Origin of the sequence: Sutterella megalosphaeroides, assembly GCF_003609995.1 — a bacterium.
Taxonomy (GTDB): Bacteria; Pseudomonadota; Gammaproteobacteria; order Burkholderiales; family Burkholderiaceae_F; genus Sutterella; species Sutterella megalosphaeroides.
Map to the genome: position 1 here is coordinate 35,944 of NZ_AP018786.1, position 16,104 is coordinate 52,047.

13 protein-coding genes and 1 tRNA gene are annotated in these 16,104 nt (G+C 64.2%); 3 read left to right on the top strand and 11 right to left on the bottom strand.

The annotated features are described in order from the left end of the window. Positions 1–4 precede the first annotated feature (4 nt). Positions 5–1,009: an aminoglycoside phosphotransferase family protein gene (locus S6FBBBH3_RS00175; protein WP_120175812.1), complete on the bottom strand. Its 1,005-nt coding sequence runs from the start codon at positions 1,007–1,009 to the stop codon at positions 5–7. 127 nt (positions 1,010–1,136) lie between these two features. Here S6FBBBH3_RS00175 and S6FBBBH3_RS00180 point away from each other — a divergent pair, with 127 nt between their 5' ends. From S6FBBBH3_RS00180 to rsmA, 3 genes are all read left to right on the top strand, one after another. Further along, positions 1,137–3,449, top strand: coding sequence for an LPS-assembly protein LptD (locus tag S6FBBBH3_RS00180; protein ID WP_120175813.1), 2,313 nt, complete (start codon positions 1,137–1,139; stop codon positions 3,447–3,449). Then, positions 3,433–4,809: a peptidylprolyl isomerase gene (locus S6FBBBH3_RS00185; protein ID WP_232008795.1), complete on the top strand. Its 1,377-nt coding sequence runs from the start codon at positions 3,433–3,435 to the stop codon at positions 4,807–4,809. Before S6FBBBH3_RS00180 ends, S6FBBBH3_RS00185 begins: the two co-directional genes overlap by 17 nt. A 190-nt stretch (positions 4,810–4,999) precedes the next feature. Beyond that, complete coding sequence (gene rsmA / locus S6FBBBH3_RS00190) at positions 5,000–5,815, top strand: 16S rRNA (adenine(1518)-N(6)/adenine(1519)-N(6))-dimethyltransferase RsmA (protein ID WP_120175815.1); 816 nt, start codon at positions 5,000–5,002, stop codon at positions 5,813–5,815. 75 nt (positions 5,816–5,890) lie between these two features. Here the strand turns inward: rsmA and S6FBBBH3_RS00195 are convergent, their stop codons facing one another. From S6FBBBH3_RS00195 to S6FBBBH3_RS00240, 10 genes are all read right to left on the bottom strand, one after another. Then, positions 5,891–6,685, bottom strand: coding sequence for a M48 family metallopeptidase (locus S6FBBBH3_RS00195; protein ID WP_120175816.1), 795 nt, complete (start codon positions 6,683–6,685; stop codon positions 5,891–5,893). After that, complete coding sequence (locus S6FBBBH3_RS00200; RefSeq protein ID WP_120177758.1) at positions 6,682–7,428, bottom strand: lysophospholipid acyltransferase family protein; 747 nt, start codon at positions 7,426–7,428, stop codon at positions 6,682–6,684. The genes S6FBBBH3_RS00195 and S6FBBBH3_RS00200 overlap by 4 nt, the downstream gene beginning before the upstream one ends. An 80-nt stretch (positions 7,429–7,508) precedes the next feature. Further along, positions 7,509–9,599 (bottom strand): glycine--tRNA ligase subunit beta, encoded by a 2,091-nt coding sequence (gene glyS, locus S6FBBBH3_RS00205; protein WP_120175817.1) that lies wholly within the window; start codon positions 9,597–9,599, stop codon positions 7,509–7,511. A gap of 22 nt (positions 9,600–9,621) precedes the next feature. Continuing rightward, positions 9,622–10,530 carry a glycine--tRNA ligase subunit alpha gene (gene glyQ / locus S6FBBBH3_RS00210; protein ID WP_120175818.1) on the bottom strand — a complete coding sequence of 303 codons (909 nt, stop codon included), beginning with the start codon at positions 10,528–10,530 and terminating at the stop codon, positions 9,622–9,624. A gap of 147 nt (positions 10,531–10,677) precedes the next feature. Next, positions 10,678–12,246 (bottom strand): apolipoprotein N-acyltransferase, encoded by a 1,569-nt coding sequence (gene lnt, locus S6FBBBH3_RS00215; RefSeq protein ID WP_120175819.1) that lies wholly within the window; start codon positions 12,244–12,246, stop codon positions 10,678–10,680. Between the two features lie 13 nt (positions 12,247–12,259). Further along, complete coding sequence (locus tag S6FBBBH3_RS00220) at positions 12,260–13,096, bottom strand: HlyC/CorC family transporter (RefSeq protein ID WP_120175820.1); 837 nt, start codon at positions 13,094–13,096, stop codon at positions 12,260–12,262. 50 nt (positions 13,097–13,146) lie between these two features. Further along, entirely contained in the window at positions 13,147–13,611 is a 465-nt protein-coding gene (gene ybeY, locus S6FBBBH3_RS00225; RefSeq protein ID WP_120175821.1) for an rRNA maturation RNase YbeY, read from the bottom strand. A gap of 10 nt (positions 13,612–13,621) precedes the next feature. Further along, a complete protein-coding gene (locus tag S6FBBBH3_RS00230) occupies positions 13,622–14,608 on the bottom strand; it encodes a PhoH family protein (RefSeq protein ID WP_120175822.1) in 987 nt (328 codons plus the stop codon). Beyond that, complete coding sequence (gene miaB / locus S6FBBBH3_RS00235; protein ID WP_120175823.1) at positions 14,608–15,942, bottom strand: tRNA (N6-isopentenyl adenosine(37)-C2)-methylthiotransferase MiaB; 1,335 nt, start codon at positions 15,940–15,942, stop codon at positions 14,608–14,610. Before miaB ends, S6FBBBH3_RS00230 begins: the two co-directional genes overlap by 1 nt. Positions 15,943–16,025: 83 nt before the next feature. Next, positions 16,026–16,102 (bottom strand) — tRNA-Met (locus S6FBBBH3_RS00240). Positions 16,103–16,104: the final 2 nt, after the last annotated feature.

The window sequence follows — 16,104 nt, forward strand, 5'->3', positions numbered from 1 at the left end:
CGCATCAGAACGTGTACCCGACCTTGCGTTCGGTTCCTTCGAGTTCGTCGATGAGGTGCATCAGAGGCGAGAGTTCGATGTAACGCGAAGCCGTGCGGCGCACGTACCCGACGAAGCGCGGCGTGTCTTCGAGGTACTTCGGCTTGCCGTCGCGGTAGTTGATGCGGGCGAAGATGCCGAGCACCTTGAGGTGGCGCTGCAACCCCATGTATTCGACCTGACGGTAGAAGTCGCCGAAGTCCGCGGGAACTGGAATGCCGCTCTTGCGGGCCTTTTCCCAGTAGCGGATCGTCACGTCGAGGACGAAACTCTCGTCCCACGAGATGAAGGCGTCACGAAGGAGCGACGCGATGTCGTAGCTTACGGGCCCGTAGAGCGCATCCTGGAAGTCGAGAATCCCGGGGTTGGGGTCGCTTACCATGAGGTTGCGCGGCATGAAGTCGCGGTGCACGAAGACGCGCGCTTCCGCAAGGTTCGAGCGAAGGATCGCCTCCTTCGACATCGTCCACCACTTGAGGCGCTTTTCGTCCCATTCGACGCCGCGGTGGCGCTTCACGTACCACTCGGGAAAGAGTTCGATTTCGCGCTCGAGCACGGCCCGGTCGTATTCGGGCAGCACGCCCGGACGGCTTGCCTTCTGCCAGGCGACGAGCGCCGTCGTCGCTTCGCCCATGAGGCGGGCGGCGTTTTGTTCGTCGAGCACGTCGAGGTACGTCTGCCGTCCGAGGTCGCTCAGGAGCACGAACCCGTCGGCCGTGTTTTCCGCGAGGATTTCGGGCACGTTGAGGCCCGCTTCGCGCATGAGCGCGTCGACCTTCAGGAAGGCGGGCGTATTTTCGTGCTCGGGCGGCGCGTCCATCAGAATGACGGTACCCGTCTCGGTCGGAATGCGGAAATAGCGTCGAAAGCTCGCGTCGGCGCTTGCGGGTTCGAGAGCTTCGAGCTTCAGCCCAAAGCGGGGCGCGATGTTCGCGAGCCAGCGCGCGCGTTTTTCGTCACGTGTCGTCATATCAAGCATTCAAGCATCAATACCAAGAGGCGCTTCGTCCTTCCGGAGGGCGGGCGCCTTATAATCAGTCCACTTTGTTGTCGCCATTCTATCGGTCCCATTCGGGCCCTGTCACTCTCGACCTCCTATGTCCTTCCCGCCCGCCCGAGAGATTGCCCTGCGCGTCGCACTGGCCGTTTCGGCCATGAGCGCCGCAGCGCAAGCCGCCGACTCCTCCCCGGTACGCGTTCAGCTCGACTCCGTCATGAAACTTGAGATCGGACGCGCGCAGCCGGCCAACGATGCGGCGAGCTTCGTCACCGCCGACCAAATCGAAGGCAACCCCGAAGACGAACTGCACCTCGTCGGCAACGCCGAAATCCGACGCGGCGGCTCCGTCCTGCGCGCCGACCGCATCACGTACGTTCAGGAAACGGACGAGGTGGTCGCCACGGGCAACGCCCGCATCTCCGGGCAGGGCGCGAGCTTCTCGGGCCCCTCGATGCGCTTTCGCATCACCTCGCGCGAAGGCTCGATGGAAGACGCCGAGTGGGAATACGCGCCGCGCAATCTGCGCGGTTGCGCCCGCAACATCCGCTTCGTCTCGGGCGACCGCACGACCTTCGAAGACGTGACGCTCACTACGTGCAAGCGCGACGACGAGTCCTGGTTCATCAAGCTCAACGACCTGGAAATCGACGAGTACGACCAGACGGCCTCGGGTACGGGCGCGTCGCTGCACTTTCTCGGCGTTCCGATTTTCGGCTCGCCCTGGTTCTCCTTCCCGATCAGCAAGGAGCGCCGCTCGGGCTTTCTCACCCCGACCTACGGGATGAGTTCGACGCGCGGCGTCGACGTGGCGGTCCCCTACTACTTCAACCTCGCCCCGAACTACGACTACACCTTCACGCCCCGATTGATGTCGAAGCGCGGCGTGATGCTCGGCAACGAAGCCCGACTCAAACTCCGGAATCTCGACGCCGAAGTCGGGCTCGACTACATGCCCGAGGACCGTGAAGTCAACGAGGACCGCTGGGGGCTGCGCACGCAGGCCGACTTCTCGAAGGGCAAGTTCGGCGCGCACGTCAACTACAACCGCGTCTCGGACGACGACTTCATTTCGGACTTCTCGGGCAACATCCGCGAGTCGTCCGAGTCGGTGCTGCCGCAGGACTACGAACTCACCTACACCGAGAAGTACTGGAACGCGGCCGTGCGCGTGCAGAAGAACCAGACGCTTCTCACCGACGACATCGACTACGTGCAGAAGCCCTACGAGCGCGAACCGCAGGTTGAAGTTCGCGGCTACGACGGCAACTTCCACGGGTTCGAGGTCGCGACGGTGCTCGACGCGACGCGCTTCAAGCACCCCGATCGCATCGGCGGGTCGCGCTTCGTCGTCGATCAGCAGATCGCCTACCCGATGCAGGGTGCGGGCTGGTTCGTCATTCCGAAGGGCCAGTTCATCGGCGCCTGGTACGACCTCACCGACCTCAAGGGCTCGGGCTACGTCAACGACTCCCCGAGCCGCATGTCTCCGATTTTCAGTCTCGATTCGGGGCTCGTGTTCGAGCGCGACACGAGCTGGCTCGGTCGCGACGCCTTCCAGACGCTGGAGCCGCGCGTCTTCTATGCCTGGTCGCCCTACCGCGATCAGAGCGACATCCCGATTTTCGACACGTCGATCTCGGACCTCAACTTCGCGACGCTCTTTACCGAGAACGTCTTCTCGGGCTACGACCGCGTGTCGGAAGCCAATCAGGTTTCGCTCGTTCTCTCGACGCGCTACATCGACAAAGCGTCGGGCCTTGAACTCTTCCGTGCGAGCATCGGTCAGCGCCAGTACTTCCGCGATCAGCGCGTGCAGTTCCTCAACACCGACGAAGACCGTCTCTGGTACAAGGACTCCACGGGCGGCGACGGGCGACGCGAAGACGTGCGAAGCGACCTGCTTTCGAGCGTGGGCGCGCGTCTTTCGAAGTCCGTCACGGCCTCCGCCGTCGCGCAGTACTCCTCGGCCGAAAACCGCTTCGTCAAGGCCAACACGGGCATCCAGTGGTCGCCCCGTCCGATGTCGTCCCTCGGGCTCTTTTATCGCTACAACACGGCCTCGACCGACCCGGACGACCGCATCAAGCAGATCGACTTCGCGATGCAGTGGCCGCTCACCGATCGGTTCTACGGTCTTTTCCGCTACAACTATTCGCTCTACCGCAGCAAGCCGATCGAAGTGATCGGCGGCTTCGAGTACCTGCACGACTGCTGGACGCTGCGCTTTGCCGCACAACGTTACACGACCGCGTCGAACGAGCAGGAGTCCAACTTCTTCTTACAACTCGAGCTCTCCGGGCTCGGTAGCATTGGTACGAGTCCGCTCTCCGAACTCCGTCGAAACATCAAGTCCTACCAGACCCGTGATACGGTTCCCGGCATTACCAGCCCCTATGACTACTATGAATAATTCGCTGAAGATTCTCGCCGTTTCGCTCGGCGCACTCTTGGCCTGCACCGCTCAGGCGGCAAGCGTCATGGAGGGCTCCGCCGCCGAAGCCGCTCCCGCGGCCGCGACCGCCGTCGCGGGCCCCGTCGAAGTGGACCGCATCGTCGCCGTCGTCAATACGGACATCATCACCGAGTACGAGCTTCAGCAGCGCGTTCACACGGTGGCGATCAATCTGCGTCGCCAGAACATCGCGCTCCCCGCGATGGAAGACCTCCGACGCCAGGTGCTCGAGCGCCTCATCTCGGAGCGCACGATCATGCAGCGCGCCCGTCAGACCGGCATCCGCGTCGACGACCAGATGGTGAACGCCTCGATCGAACAGATCGCCCGCCAGAACAACCTCACGGTCGACGAGCTGCGTCAGCACCTCTTGGCCGACGGCGTGACGTTCGACGCTTTCCGCAGTCAGATTCGCGACGAAATCACGACGCAACGCCTGCGCGAACGCGAAGTCGACGAAAAGATCACCATTCTCGACAGCGAAATCGACGCCTATCTCGCCGAACAGGCGGGCTTTACGGGGAACGACACGACCGAATATCACGTCGCGCACATTCTCCTCCCGGTCGGCTCGGCCGAAGAAGAAGACTCCGTTCGCAGCGCCGCCGAATCGATCGCGACCCGCGCCCGTTCGGGCGAAGACTTCACGAAGCTCGCCGCTTCCTTCTCCCGCTCCGAAGACGCGCTTACGGGGGGCGACCTCGGCTGGAAGACCGCTCAGGATCTGCCGGGCGACTTCTGGACGGCCATTTCCGCCGACAAGAAGACGGGGAACGTCTACGTCGTGCGCTCCAAGCACGCCTTCCACGTCGTGAAGCTCGAGGGCGAGCGCAACGGCGTCGAAGCCAAGCTTGCGGGCGGTCCGGTCGAGCAGACGCACGTGCGTCACATCCTCATGTTCGTGAGCGACATCACGCCGGAAGCCGACGTGTTGCGCCGCCTGAACGACATCAAGGCCCGCATCGAACGCGGCGAAGCGGACTTCGCCACGATGGCCCGTCTGAATTCGGTCGACGCGAGCGCGACCCGCGGCGGCGACCTCGGCTGGTTGCAAAAGGGCGACGCCGTCCCCGCCTTCGAAGAAGCGATGATGCGTCTTCAGCCCGGCCAGGTGTCCGAGCCCGTGAAGACCAATTACGGCTACCACCTCATCCAGGTCGTCGAACGCCGCACCGACAAGGAAGGCAACCCCGAGCGCATGCGCATCGCGGCCCGTCAGGCCCTGCGTCAGAAGAAGCTCGCCGAAGCCGCCTACGACTGGCAGCGCACGCTTCGCGACGAAGCCTACGTGGAAATCCGCGGCGACGGGCTCGAATAAGAACCTGCGGTCGGTTCGCTCCGCAACGGACGGACCGACCGGCGCGCTTCGCACGGCCCGCCTCCCGAAATCGGGGCGGGCACCCCTTCCGCATGTATCATGATCGAGTCGACGGCGCCCTTTGCGGCGGGCGTCGACTTTTCGCCGCAAGTCCGCGGCTCCCGAACCCGATCCTACTTATCCGTCACCCGTGAAACAAGAATGGCTTGAGGGGCATCACGCCCGCAAACGCTTCGGACAGAACTTCCTCCACGACCGTCACTGGATCGGTCGCATCGTGCGCGCGATCGACGCCAAGCCCGGCGACGCGATCATCGAAATCGGTCCCGGACAGGCCGCGCTCACGCGCGAAATCATCGCCGAAGCCGGACACGAAACGGCGGTGGAGATCGACCGCGATCTCGCCGCATTCCTGCGCACGCAGTTCACCGAGAGCGAACTCACGCTCATCGAAGCCGACGCGCTCAAGCTCGACTGGAGCTCGGTGCTCGAAGGCAAGCGCCTTCGCATCATCGGCAACCTTCCCTACAACATCTCCTCACCGCTCCTGTTCGCCCTCATGCAGGGGGCGGATCGCGTGATCGACCAGCACTTCATGCTCCAAAAGGAAGTCGTCGACCGCATGGTGGCCGAGCCCGGGACGAAGACCTACGGGCGTCTCTCCGTGATGCTCCAGTACCGCTACAAGATGTTCAAGCTCTTCGACGTGCCGCCGGGCGCGTTCGTGCCGCCCCCGAAGGTGACGAGCTCCATCGTACGCATGGTGCCCCTGCCCGTCGAGTCGCTCCCGAAGGTCGACCTTGCGATCTTCTCGGACCTGGTGGGCGCCGCCTTCCAGCAACGACGCAAGACGCTGCGCAACGCCGTCTCGAAGTTCCTCACCGAAGAGGGAATCGAAGCGGCGGGCGTCAACCCGGGGCTGCGTCCCGAGGCGCTCGACGTCGACGCATACGTGCGCCTTGCGAACGAAGCCGCACGCCGCCGCTTCGACGAGCGAGCTCTCTGACGCGCCGATCGTCCGGACGGCTTTCGAGGGCATCCGCAAGGGTGCCCTTTGCATGTGAGGATAGGGCTCGGCCCTTCAGGCGCCGATCGGAAGGGGCCTGCGCCCGAGCGCTTTGAGGCGCTCTCGGCGCTCCTCCATGTCGGGCATGCGCTTCTTCAAAAGCGCCCAGAAGCGGCTCGAATGGTCGAAGTGCGTGAGGTGCGCGTACTCGTGCGCCACGACGTACTCGATGAGAGGCTCGTCGAAAAAGACGAGGTACCAGGAGAGACGAATCTTCCCCGAGCGCGTGCAGGAGCCCCAGCGGCTTTTGGCACCGGAGAGCGTGAAAGGAATCTCGCGCTCGGGAGGAAGGTCCGAGGGGCGCCACGCGGCCATCAGGCGCGTGAAGGTCTTCTCTGCTTCCCGCTTGAGAAGTTGCACGAGGAGGGGCTCGATCTCCTCGTCGGGCCGATCCGCCGAGCACGGAAGCGCAATCCGCCACCCTTCGTCCGTACGCTCCGCCGACGCCGTACGCGCCCCAAAATGCAATCGGGCGGACGTGCCGTAAAGGGGCAACTCCGCCCCTTCGAAAAAGCGCTTTCCTTCGGGTGCGCGCGTCTCTTCCGACGGCACGAACACGGCCCCCGAGCGCATTTGCGCTTCGAGCCAGGCGACGTTGGCCTGAAGGAGCGCGGCCGCGCGTCGAAGCGACCACCCCAGGGGCGTACGCACTTCGAAGCGCCCCCGTTGCAGACAGATCGCCGCGCGACGCCTGCGCGCGCTGCGGCAGCACACCGTCACGTCGACTTCGCGCCCGAGAAGGTCGATGCGCAGAATGTTGTCGCCGACAACATTCACCTCAAGCGTCGAAGCGCCCTTCCCCGCACTCATCGGGACGCGTTCTCGCCGTAGAGGCGTTCGACCTCGGCTTCGATCCAGGCTTCAACCTCCGCCGTCACCTCGTGGGGATCGCGCCCCCGCGTTTCGATGAGGGGTCCCACCGAGACGCGGATCGTCCCCGGAATCTTCGCCACGCTGTTTTTCGGCCAGCACGTGCCCGCCGTATGCGCGACGGGCAGAATGGGCGTACCCGTCGCACAGGCAAAGCGCGCGCCGCCCGTTTTGTAGCGGACGTGCTCGCCCGGAGGCACGCGCGTCCCTTCGGGGAAAAGGCAGATCCACCAGCCGCGCTTCAAAAATTCGGGGCCCGTTTCCATGAAGTGCTCGAACGCCGTCCGGCCCTTCGAGCGGTCGACCGCAAGCATCTCCATCGACCAGAAGATCCACCCCAGAACGGGGATGCGGTGGAGGCTGCGCTTATAAAGAAAACAGGCGGGCTGCTTCAGGTACGCCCCCAGCCAGAAGGGGTCCCAGGCCGACTGGTGCTTCGAGAGAACGACGACGGGGCCCGAGTCGGGCATGTTTTCCATGCCGGTTGCCTTCACGTCGACGCCGCAGACGACTTTGAGCAGACGCAAAACGAGTTTGGCCCACGGCCGGCACAGTCGGTCGTAGCGCCACCGCAACGAACAGCCCGCCAGTTTGGCCGGCAGCACCGCAAGGGCCAGGCCCACGATCGTGACGGAAAGGAGGAGGTAGAAAATCCAACCCCGCACCGCGTAAAGAAACTTCATCGCGATATAGCCCCAAAAAAAGAGGTCCAAACCGAATCATATCGGTTCGGACCTCGTTTCAACGCACTCGTAACGCGCGATTACTTGGCGAGTCGTGCGATTTCGGCAACGCGGTTCATGAGCGCGTAGAGGCGCTTCAGGAGCGCGAGACGGTTCGCGCGAACCGCGGCATCGTCGACGTTGACCATGACGTCTTCGAAGAAGGCGTCGACCGGAGCGCGAAGCGCCGCAAGCGACGTGAGCATCGCTTCGTAGCGACCGGCTTCGAGGTCGGCCGCGACACCCGGCTCGGCCTTTTCAACGGCTTCGAAGAGCGCCTTTTCGGCCGCTTCGGTGAGCAGTTCGGCACGCACTTCGGCGGGAATCTCGCCGTCGGCCTTCTTGAGGATGTTGCCGATACGCTTGTTGGCCGCCGTGAGCGCTTCGGCTTCCGGCAGCGCCATGAAGGAGCGCACGGCGTCGAGACGCTTCGTGAGTTCGCCGAGCATTTCGGGACGCAGCGCGAGCACCGCATCCGTTTCCTGAGCCGTGTAGCCCTTGTCGCGCATCATCACGCGCAGGCGATCCGTGAAGAACGCTTCGAGTTCGGCGCGATGGTCGACGACGCCCGGAACACCCTGCTCGACCGCCCAAGCGGCGTCGATCAACGTGCGAAGCGACACGGGGAGTTCCTTTTCGATCAGCATGCGCAGCACGCCGAGCGCGTGACGACGCAGCGCGAAGGGGTCCTTTTCGCCCGTCGGCATCTGACCGATGCCGAAGAGCCCCGTCAGGGTTTCCATCTTGTCGGCAAGCGCCGCGGCAAGGCTCACGGGGGTCGAGGGGAGCTCGTCGCCCGCGTAGCGCGGCTGGTAGTGTTCGCGCACGGCAAGCGCGACGTCGTCGGCTTCGCCGTCGTGACGGGCGTAGTACTCGCCCATGATGCCCTGGAGTTCGGGGAATTCGCCCACCATGAGCGTACGGAGGTCGGCCTTCGCGAGGAGCGCGGCGCGTTCGGCGTGAGCACGGTCGGCGCCGATCAGATCGGCGAATTCGCCCGCCATCGCCTTCACGCGCAACATGCGTTCGGCCTGCGAGCCGAGCTTGTTGTGGTAGACGACGTGCTTGAGGCCTTCGACGCGGCTTTCGAGCGTTTCGCGGCGGTCCTGGTCGTAGAAGAACTTGGCATCCGCGAGACGGGCGCGCACGACGCGGGCGTTCCCGGAGGAGATCGCCGCACCGCCGTCCTTCGCTTCGAGCTGCGAGACGAGGAGGAACTTGTTCATCAGACGGCCCGACGCATCGCGCAACGCGAAGTACTTCTGATTGAGCTGCATCGTCAGGATGAGGCACTCTTCGGGAACCGACAGGAACTCTTCTTCGAAGGAGCTTTCGTAGACGACGGGCCACTCGGTGAGCGCGGTCACTTCGTCGAGCAGATCGGCCGGGCAAATGACCGTGCCGCCCGCTTCGGTCGCCTTGGCGGCGAGAAGCGCGCGGATGGTTTCGCGGCGTTCGTCGAAGGAGGGCATCACGCGGGCGGCCTTGAGGGCGGTTTCGTAATCGTCGGCGCAGGCGATCTCAACGGCGCCCTGCGAGTGGAAGCGGTGGCCCATCGTCGTGCGGCCGGCCTGAAGGCCGAAGAGTTCCGTGGGAACGACTTCGGTGCCGTAGAGGCACGTCAAGTGCTTCACGGGACGCACGAACGACACGGTCGTTTCGCCGTCGGCGAGCTGATAGGTCATGACCTTCGGGATCGGCAGGGAACGCACGGCCGTATCGAGCGCCGTCTGAAGACCCTGCGCGAGCTTGACGCCCGGACGGACGCCTTCGAAGACGAGCTGAACGTTCTTACCGTCGTCGACCTGCTTCAGGTTTTCGACGGGGCAGTCGATACCGAGCGCCTGCATCTTCTTCAGCAGAGCGGGCGTGGCCTTGCCTTCGGCATCGAGACCCACGCGCACCGGCACGAGCTTCTGGGTGAAGGCTTCTTCGGGGCTTTCGGCGAGAACGTCCTTCACGAGTACGGCCAGGCGGCGCGGAGCGCCGTACACCGTCGTTTCGGCCGTTTCGCTCACGAAATGCTGGGCCGCAAGGCTCTTCTTCACGCCTTCGGCAAACGCCTTCGAGAGCGTTTCAAGGGCCTTCGGCGGCAGTTCTTCGGTCTGAAGTTCAACGAGAAGATTCGTCATTTTCTTTCTGTCCTTTCCGCACTCAATCGGCGTTCTTCTTCAACATCGGGAAGCCGAGGCGTTCGCGCGAATCGTAGTAGCTCTGGGCCACCGAACGGGAAATATTGCGGATACGGGCGATGTAGGCCGCGCGTTCCGTCACGGAGATGGCGCCGTGCGCGTCGAGGAGGTTGAACGTGTGGCCGGCCTTCAACACCATTTCGTAAGCGGGAAGCGCGAGGTTGAGGTCCATCAGGCGCTTGGCTTCGCTTTCGAAGTAGTCGAACTGCTGCAGAAGCTTCGTGCAGTCGCTCGCTTCGAAGTTGTAGTGCGACTGTTCGACTTCGTTCTGGTGGAAGACGTCCCCGTACGTGAGCACGCGATCGGTCCCGTCGGGATCCTTCCACGTCGTGTAGACGAGGTCGAACACGTTGTCGCAGTTCTGCAGGTACATCGTGAGGCGTTCGAGCCCGTACGTGATTTCACCCGTGATGGGCTTGCATTCGAGGCCGCCCACCTGCTGGAAGTACGTGAACTGCGTCACTTCCATGCCGTTCATCCAGACTTCCCAGCCGAGACCCCAGGCGCCGAGCGTCGGGTTTTCCCAGTTGTCTTCGACGAAGCGAATGTCGTTCACTTCCGTGTCGATGCCGAGCGCGCGGAGCGACCCCAAGTACAGGTCGACGATGTTCGTGGGAGCGGGCTTGAGCACGACCTGGTACTGGTGGTGCTGATGGAGACGGTTCGGATTTTCGCCGTAACGGGCATCCTTCGGACGACGCGAGGGTTGCACGTAGGCCGCGCGCCACGGTTCGGGACCGAGAGCACGCAAAAACGTCGCCGTGTGCGACGTGCCGGCACCGACTTCCAAGTCGATCGGCTGCAGGAGCGCGCAGCCCTGACGGTTCCAATATTCCTGCAGGCGCAGGATGACTTCCTGAAAGGTGATCATTCTTTGTTACGCCCCGCGAACGGCGGGCGCCTTTGAAAGGTGAATCGACCCCGGGGCGGTCCGGGAGCGGGCCGGTCGGGTGCGTCTTGCGCCCGCACCCGATGAGGCACCGGCGGCTGAATAGTCGATTTTATCGCGTATTGGCTTTCAAAGACGACCGAAGGACGTCGCCGCACCGCGACGACGATACGGGAAGAACCCCGAGACGAGAAGAAGTGCCGCAACGAGAAGCGCGGGCAGGTCCCCGAAGGCGAGATAAGGCGTGGGGACGCCCGTTGCCGAGGCGACCGTCACCGTGCGCGCGTCGCGCCCCGAGCGGGCGAGCGTTTCGACGACGTTGCCGCGCGCGTCAAGCACGGCGGAGAGGCCGTTATTGTTGACGGAGACGAGGGGGCGCGCCGCCTCCATGGCACGCAGCCGGCTCATCGCCAGGTGCTGCGGAATGACGTACGGGGAGAACCACCCGAGGTTCGAGGTGACGAGAAGCAGGTCGGGGACGTCCGTCGCCCAGCTTTCGAGCACGGCGCCGTCGACGTTTTCGTAGCAAATGAGAACGCCTACGCTCGGCCCCTGCGGGCCCCACGGACGGTTCGGACGCTGATCCCAGCCGCCTTCGGCCAAGTCGGAAAGCGGAATCCCGAGACGCTCCACGAACCAGCGGAAGCCGGGCGGCACGTATTCGCCGAAGGGAACGAGCCGCCGCTTGTCGACGTAGGCGTTGACGCCTGTTGCGTCTCCGAAAAACGCCGTGTTGGCGTAGCCCTCCGGAGTCTTCCTAAAGCCGTTGAAGAGAACGGGTGCGCCCGCAACGTCGAGGAGCTGCCCGAGCGCTTCGGCGCCCGAGCGATTCAAGCGTTCGACGGGGGTCGTGATCATGCCTTCGGGCGTCACGACGAGGCGCAGGTTCCCGCCGTCCGCGCTCTCGGGCCAGGGAGCCGCCGCCTGCGCCGCAACGCCGGCGATGCGCTCGCCCGTGTCGGCCCGCGTAAAGACGTCGACGATCGGCAAGTCGGCCTGCAAAAGGCGAAGAGTTACGGTTTCGCCCGGCTTCGACCAGTCGTACCCGTGCGAGAGCGACCCCGCACCGACGAGAAGCACGAGGACCGCCGCCGCGCCGAGGGCGCGTTGCGCGTCGCCCGAGCGGGAACGCGCGAGGGCGCGTCGCAGCGCGACGTCCCCAAGAAGCGCGAGCGCGGCGCCGCCGAGCAAAATCGCAAGCGTCACGGCGGATGCGCCCCCGAGGGGCGCCCAGCCCGCCCAAGGAAGGTCGGGCGCGATTTCGGCGGGCGTCAGCCATCCGAAATGGACGAGCCCCGGCCCCCGCACCCATTCGGCCAGAGTCCACGCACCCGTCAGGGAAGCGAGGCGCCCCGTGCCCGGTCGCGTCGTTCGCACGACGAGGCCCGCGGCCGCGGCCGTAAAGGCCGAACACACGAGGGCGAGCAACACCACGCCGACGCAAGCGGCAACGACGGGCACGTGCCCGTGCTCCGTCATCGAATTCGCGGTCCAGGCAAGGCCCGGCGCAAACCACCCGAGCCCGAACGCGAACTGCGAAACGAGCGCCCGGCGTGCGCCGACGGCAGCGAGCCCCGTAAGGCCGAGTTGCAGGGCGAGTCCCGCAAGCCCCGCCCACCACCAGGCGAGCGGCTCGAAAGCGCTCGAAAAGGCCGCTCCGCACGGGAGCGAAAGAAGGATCGTCGCAGCCGCCCGCATGCCGAAATCCCCGTCAGAGGGCGGGAAGCTTTTCGACGTGCAGCAGGACCACCTGCCGCTGATCGGCGCGAACGATGCGGAAACGGAACCCCCGCTCGACGATTTCTTCGTCGGCGTGCGGGACGTGCTCGAACCGGTCCGTCACGAGGCCGCCGATCGTTTCGCAGTAGTCGTCCGACAGGTCGGAGGCGAAGAATTCGTTGAACTGCTCGATGGGCGTCAACGCCTTCACGCGCCAGCCGCTCCCGTCGGGAACGATGTTGGCGCCCTTATCCTCGCGGTCGAATTCGTCGGAGATGTCGCCCACGATGAGTTCGAGCACGTCTTCGATCGTGATGAGCCCCGAGACGCTCCCGAACTCGTCGATGACGAGCGCCATGTGGCTGCGCGTCTCGCGGAAGTCCCTGAGGAGGACGTTCACGGGCTGGCTCTCCGGAATGAAGCGGGAGGGGCGCAGGCACGCCCGCACGTCGGTCTTCGGATCGACGAGGAGCTTCAAGAGGTCCTTCGCGTGAAGAATCCCCGTGACGTTGTCGAGGTCGCCCTCGTAGGCGGGAAAGCGGGAGTGCCCCGAACGAATGACCGTCTGCAGCCAGACGGAGGGATCGTCGGCCACGTCCACGCCGAAAACCTGAGAGCGCGGGACCATGATGTCGTGCGCGCGCAATTCGGAAACGTTGAGGGCGCCTTCCATCATGGAGAGCGTGTCCTCGTCGACGAGACCGTGGTGGCAGGCTTCGCGCAGCGTCTGTCGGAGCGCGGCGCGGTCGTTCACCTCATCGTCGTGGAATGCGGCCGCCAGGCGGTCGAAAAAACTTCGGGGCTTGGTACTGGGGGGTTCGTTCGACATGAAGAAAAAAGAAAAGGTCGGGACCCCCTAGGATACACCGACCCGACCGATCAATCGTGAACCATCCCCTCGCGATCGCTGTAGGGATTCGGGAAGCCGAGACCCGTGAGGATCTCCGTTTCCCGGGCCTCCATTTCCTCGGCCTCTTCTTCGTTCAAATGATCGTACCCGTGGGCGTGCAGAACGCCGTGCACGATCAGGTGCGCGAGGTGCTCTTCGAACGTTTTGTTCTGCTCGCGGGCCTGACGCTGCAGCACCGGCACGCAAATGATGATGTCGGCCTCGGCGCAGGGCTCGTGCATGTAGTCGAAGGTGAGAACGTTCGTCGCGTAGTCCTTGTGGCGGTACCGGGCGTTGAGTTCTCGCCCTTCCGCTTCGTCGACGAAGCGAAGCGTGAACGAGGAGTTACGCTCGAGCGCCGCTCGAATCCAACGTTCGATCTTCGCGCGGCAGGGCAATTCCTTCTTGTAAAGCCACGCCTGCTGCACGATCAACTGGAGGAGGAGTTCGTCCATGATTTTCTCCTTATCGGTCCCGGCGAGACGCTTCGTCGGTCTCGCCCGCCCGTTCGTAGGCTTCGACGATGCGCGCCACAAGCGGATGACGCACGACGTCGCCCGCGTTGAAACGCGTGATGGCGATGCCGCGCACGTTTTCCAAAATCTTCGCCGCGTGTTTCAACCCGCTCGGCACGCCCTTCGGCAGGTCGACCTGCGTGACGTCGCCCGTAATGACGGCGCGCGACCCGAAGCCGATGCGGGTGAGGAACATCTTCATCTGCTCGGGCGTCGTGTTCTGCGCTTCGTCGAGAATCACGAAGGCGTTGTTGAGCGTGCGCCCGCGCATGTACGCAAGCGGCGCGACCTCGATCGACTGGCGCTCCATGAGACGCTGCGACTTTTCGAACCCCATCAGGTCGAAAAGCGCGTCGTAGAGCGGACGCAGATAGGGGTCGACCTTCTGCGTGAGGTCCCCGGGCAGGAACCCGAGGCGTTCGCCCGCTTCGACGGCCGGGCGCGTCAATACGATGCGCTCGACCGTGCCGCGCTCGAACGCGTCGACCGCAGCCGCGACGGCGAGGTACGTTTTCCCCGTCCCCGCGGGCCCGATCCCGAACGAAATGTCGTGGGAAAGAATCGCCTTCAGGTACGCGCGCTGATTGGGGGTGCGCCCCTGAAGATCGCGGCGGCGCGTCTTCAGTTCGACTTCAAAGGGCGCTTCGTCGCTCTTTCCAGCTCGGAACCGATCGTCTTCGCCGACGAAAAACCACTGAATGTCGTCGGCCGTGAGCGCTTCGCCCGTATGTACGATGCGCGCCGCGAGCGTCTCGAGAGCCGAGACGGCGCGGCGCGCCGCCTCAAGTTCCCCGGTCACCGTAAAGACGGCCCCGCGACGGCGAATCGAAACGCCGAGAATCGTGGCCATCTGTCGGATGTTGTCGTCGAGCGGGCCGCACAAATTGGCGAGCACCGTGCTGCCGACGTCCGTTGAAAAAGTGAGGCGTTCGGTCATCAGTCCTCCTGAACGAGCTCCCCGCCGAGCGAGTGGGGATAGACCTCGGTTATCCGCACGGTCACCATCCGGTTGATCAACTCGGGCGAACCCGGGAAGTTGACGATGCGGTTGTTGTCGGTTCGGGCCATCAGATAGCCTTCGCCGCGGCGCGCGGGCCCGAGCACCAACACGCGCTCGAGGTTGCCGAGCATGCTTTCGCTGATGCGCTGCGCGTGCGCGTCGATCGCGGCCTGAAGGCGCTGCAGACGCTCGATCTTCACTTCGTAAGGCGTATCGTCGGGAAGTCGCGCGGCGGGCGTGCCCGGGCGCGGGCTGAAGACGAAGCTGAAGCTCGCATCGAAACCCACGTCTTCGACGAGCTTCATCGTTTCTTCGAAATCCTCGGCCGTTTCGCCGGGGAAGCCCACGATGATGTCGGTGGCGATCGAAATGCCGGGGCGGGCCTTCTTGAGGCGTCGCACGATCGACTTGTATTCAAGCGCCGTGTAGCCGCGCTTCATGGCGGCGAGCACGCGGTCCGACCCCGACTGCACGGGCAGATGCACGTGGCTCACGAGCTTCGGATTGCGTTCGTAGCAATCGATGATGCGTTGCGTGAATTCGCGCGGATGGCTCGTCGTGTAGCGAATGCGTTCGATCCCGTCGATCTGGCCGACGTAGTCGAGCAAAAGCGCGAAGTCCGCCGTGTCGCCCTCGGGCGTCACGCCGCGGTAGGCGTTCACGTTCTGCCCGAGAAGCGTCACTTCCTTCACGCCCTGATCGGCGAGTTGGGCGATTTCAACCAAGACGTCCACGAGCGGGCGCGAAATCTCCTCGCCGCGGGTGTAGGGCACCACGCAGTAGGAGCAGTACTTGGAGCACCCTTCCATGATGGACACGAACGCCGTGGCACCGTGCGCTTCGGGCGTGGGCAGATGGTCGAACTTCTCGATTTCGGGGAAGCTCACGTCGACCTGGGCGCGACCCGTACGGGTGCGCTCGTCGAGGAGTTCGGGGACGCGGTGGAGCGTCTGCGGCCCGAAAACGACGTCGACCCAGGGGGCGCGCTTCAGAATGTTCTCGCCTTCCTGGCTCGCCACGCAGCCGCCCACGGCGATGCGCATCTCGGGGCGCTCTTTCTTCACTTCGCGGATGCGGCCGAGGTCGGAGAAGACCTTTTCCTGAGCCTTTTCGCGGATCGAGCAGGTGTTGATCACGACGAGGTCGGCCTCTTCGAGGTTTTCGGTACGTTCGTACGACTGAGCGTCGCGAAGCAGATCCGAGAGACGGCCGGTGTCGTAGTCGTTCATCTGGCAGCCGAAGCTGCGCATGTACAGTTTTTTCGCTGGCACGGTTTATGTCCGGTGACGATAAAAAATCAAGACGATGCTAACAAAAAAGCCCCGCCTTACGGCAGGGCTTTTTTGTTGAATTCTGGTGGCGCATCACGGACTCGAACCGCGGACACAAGGATTATGATTCCTCTGCTCTAACCGACTGAGCTAATGCGCCGT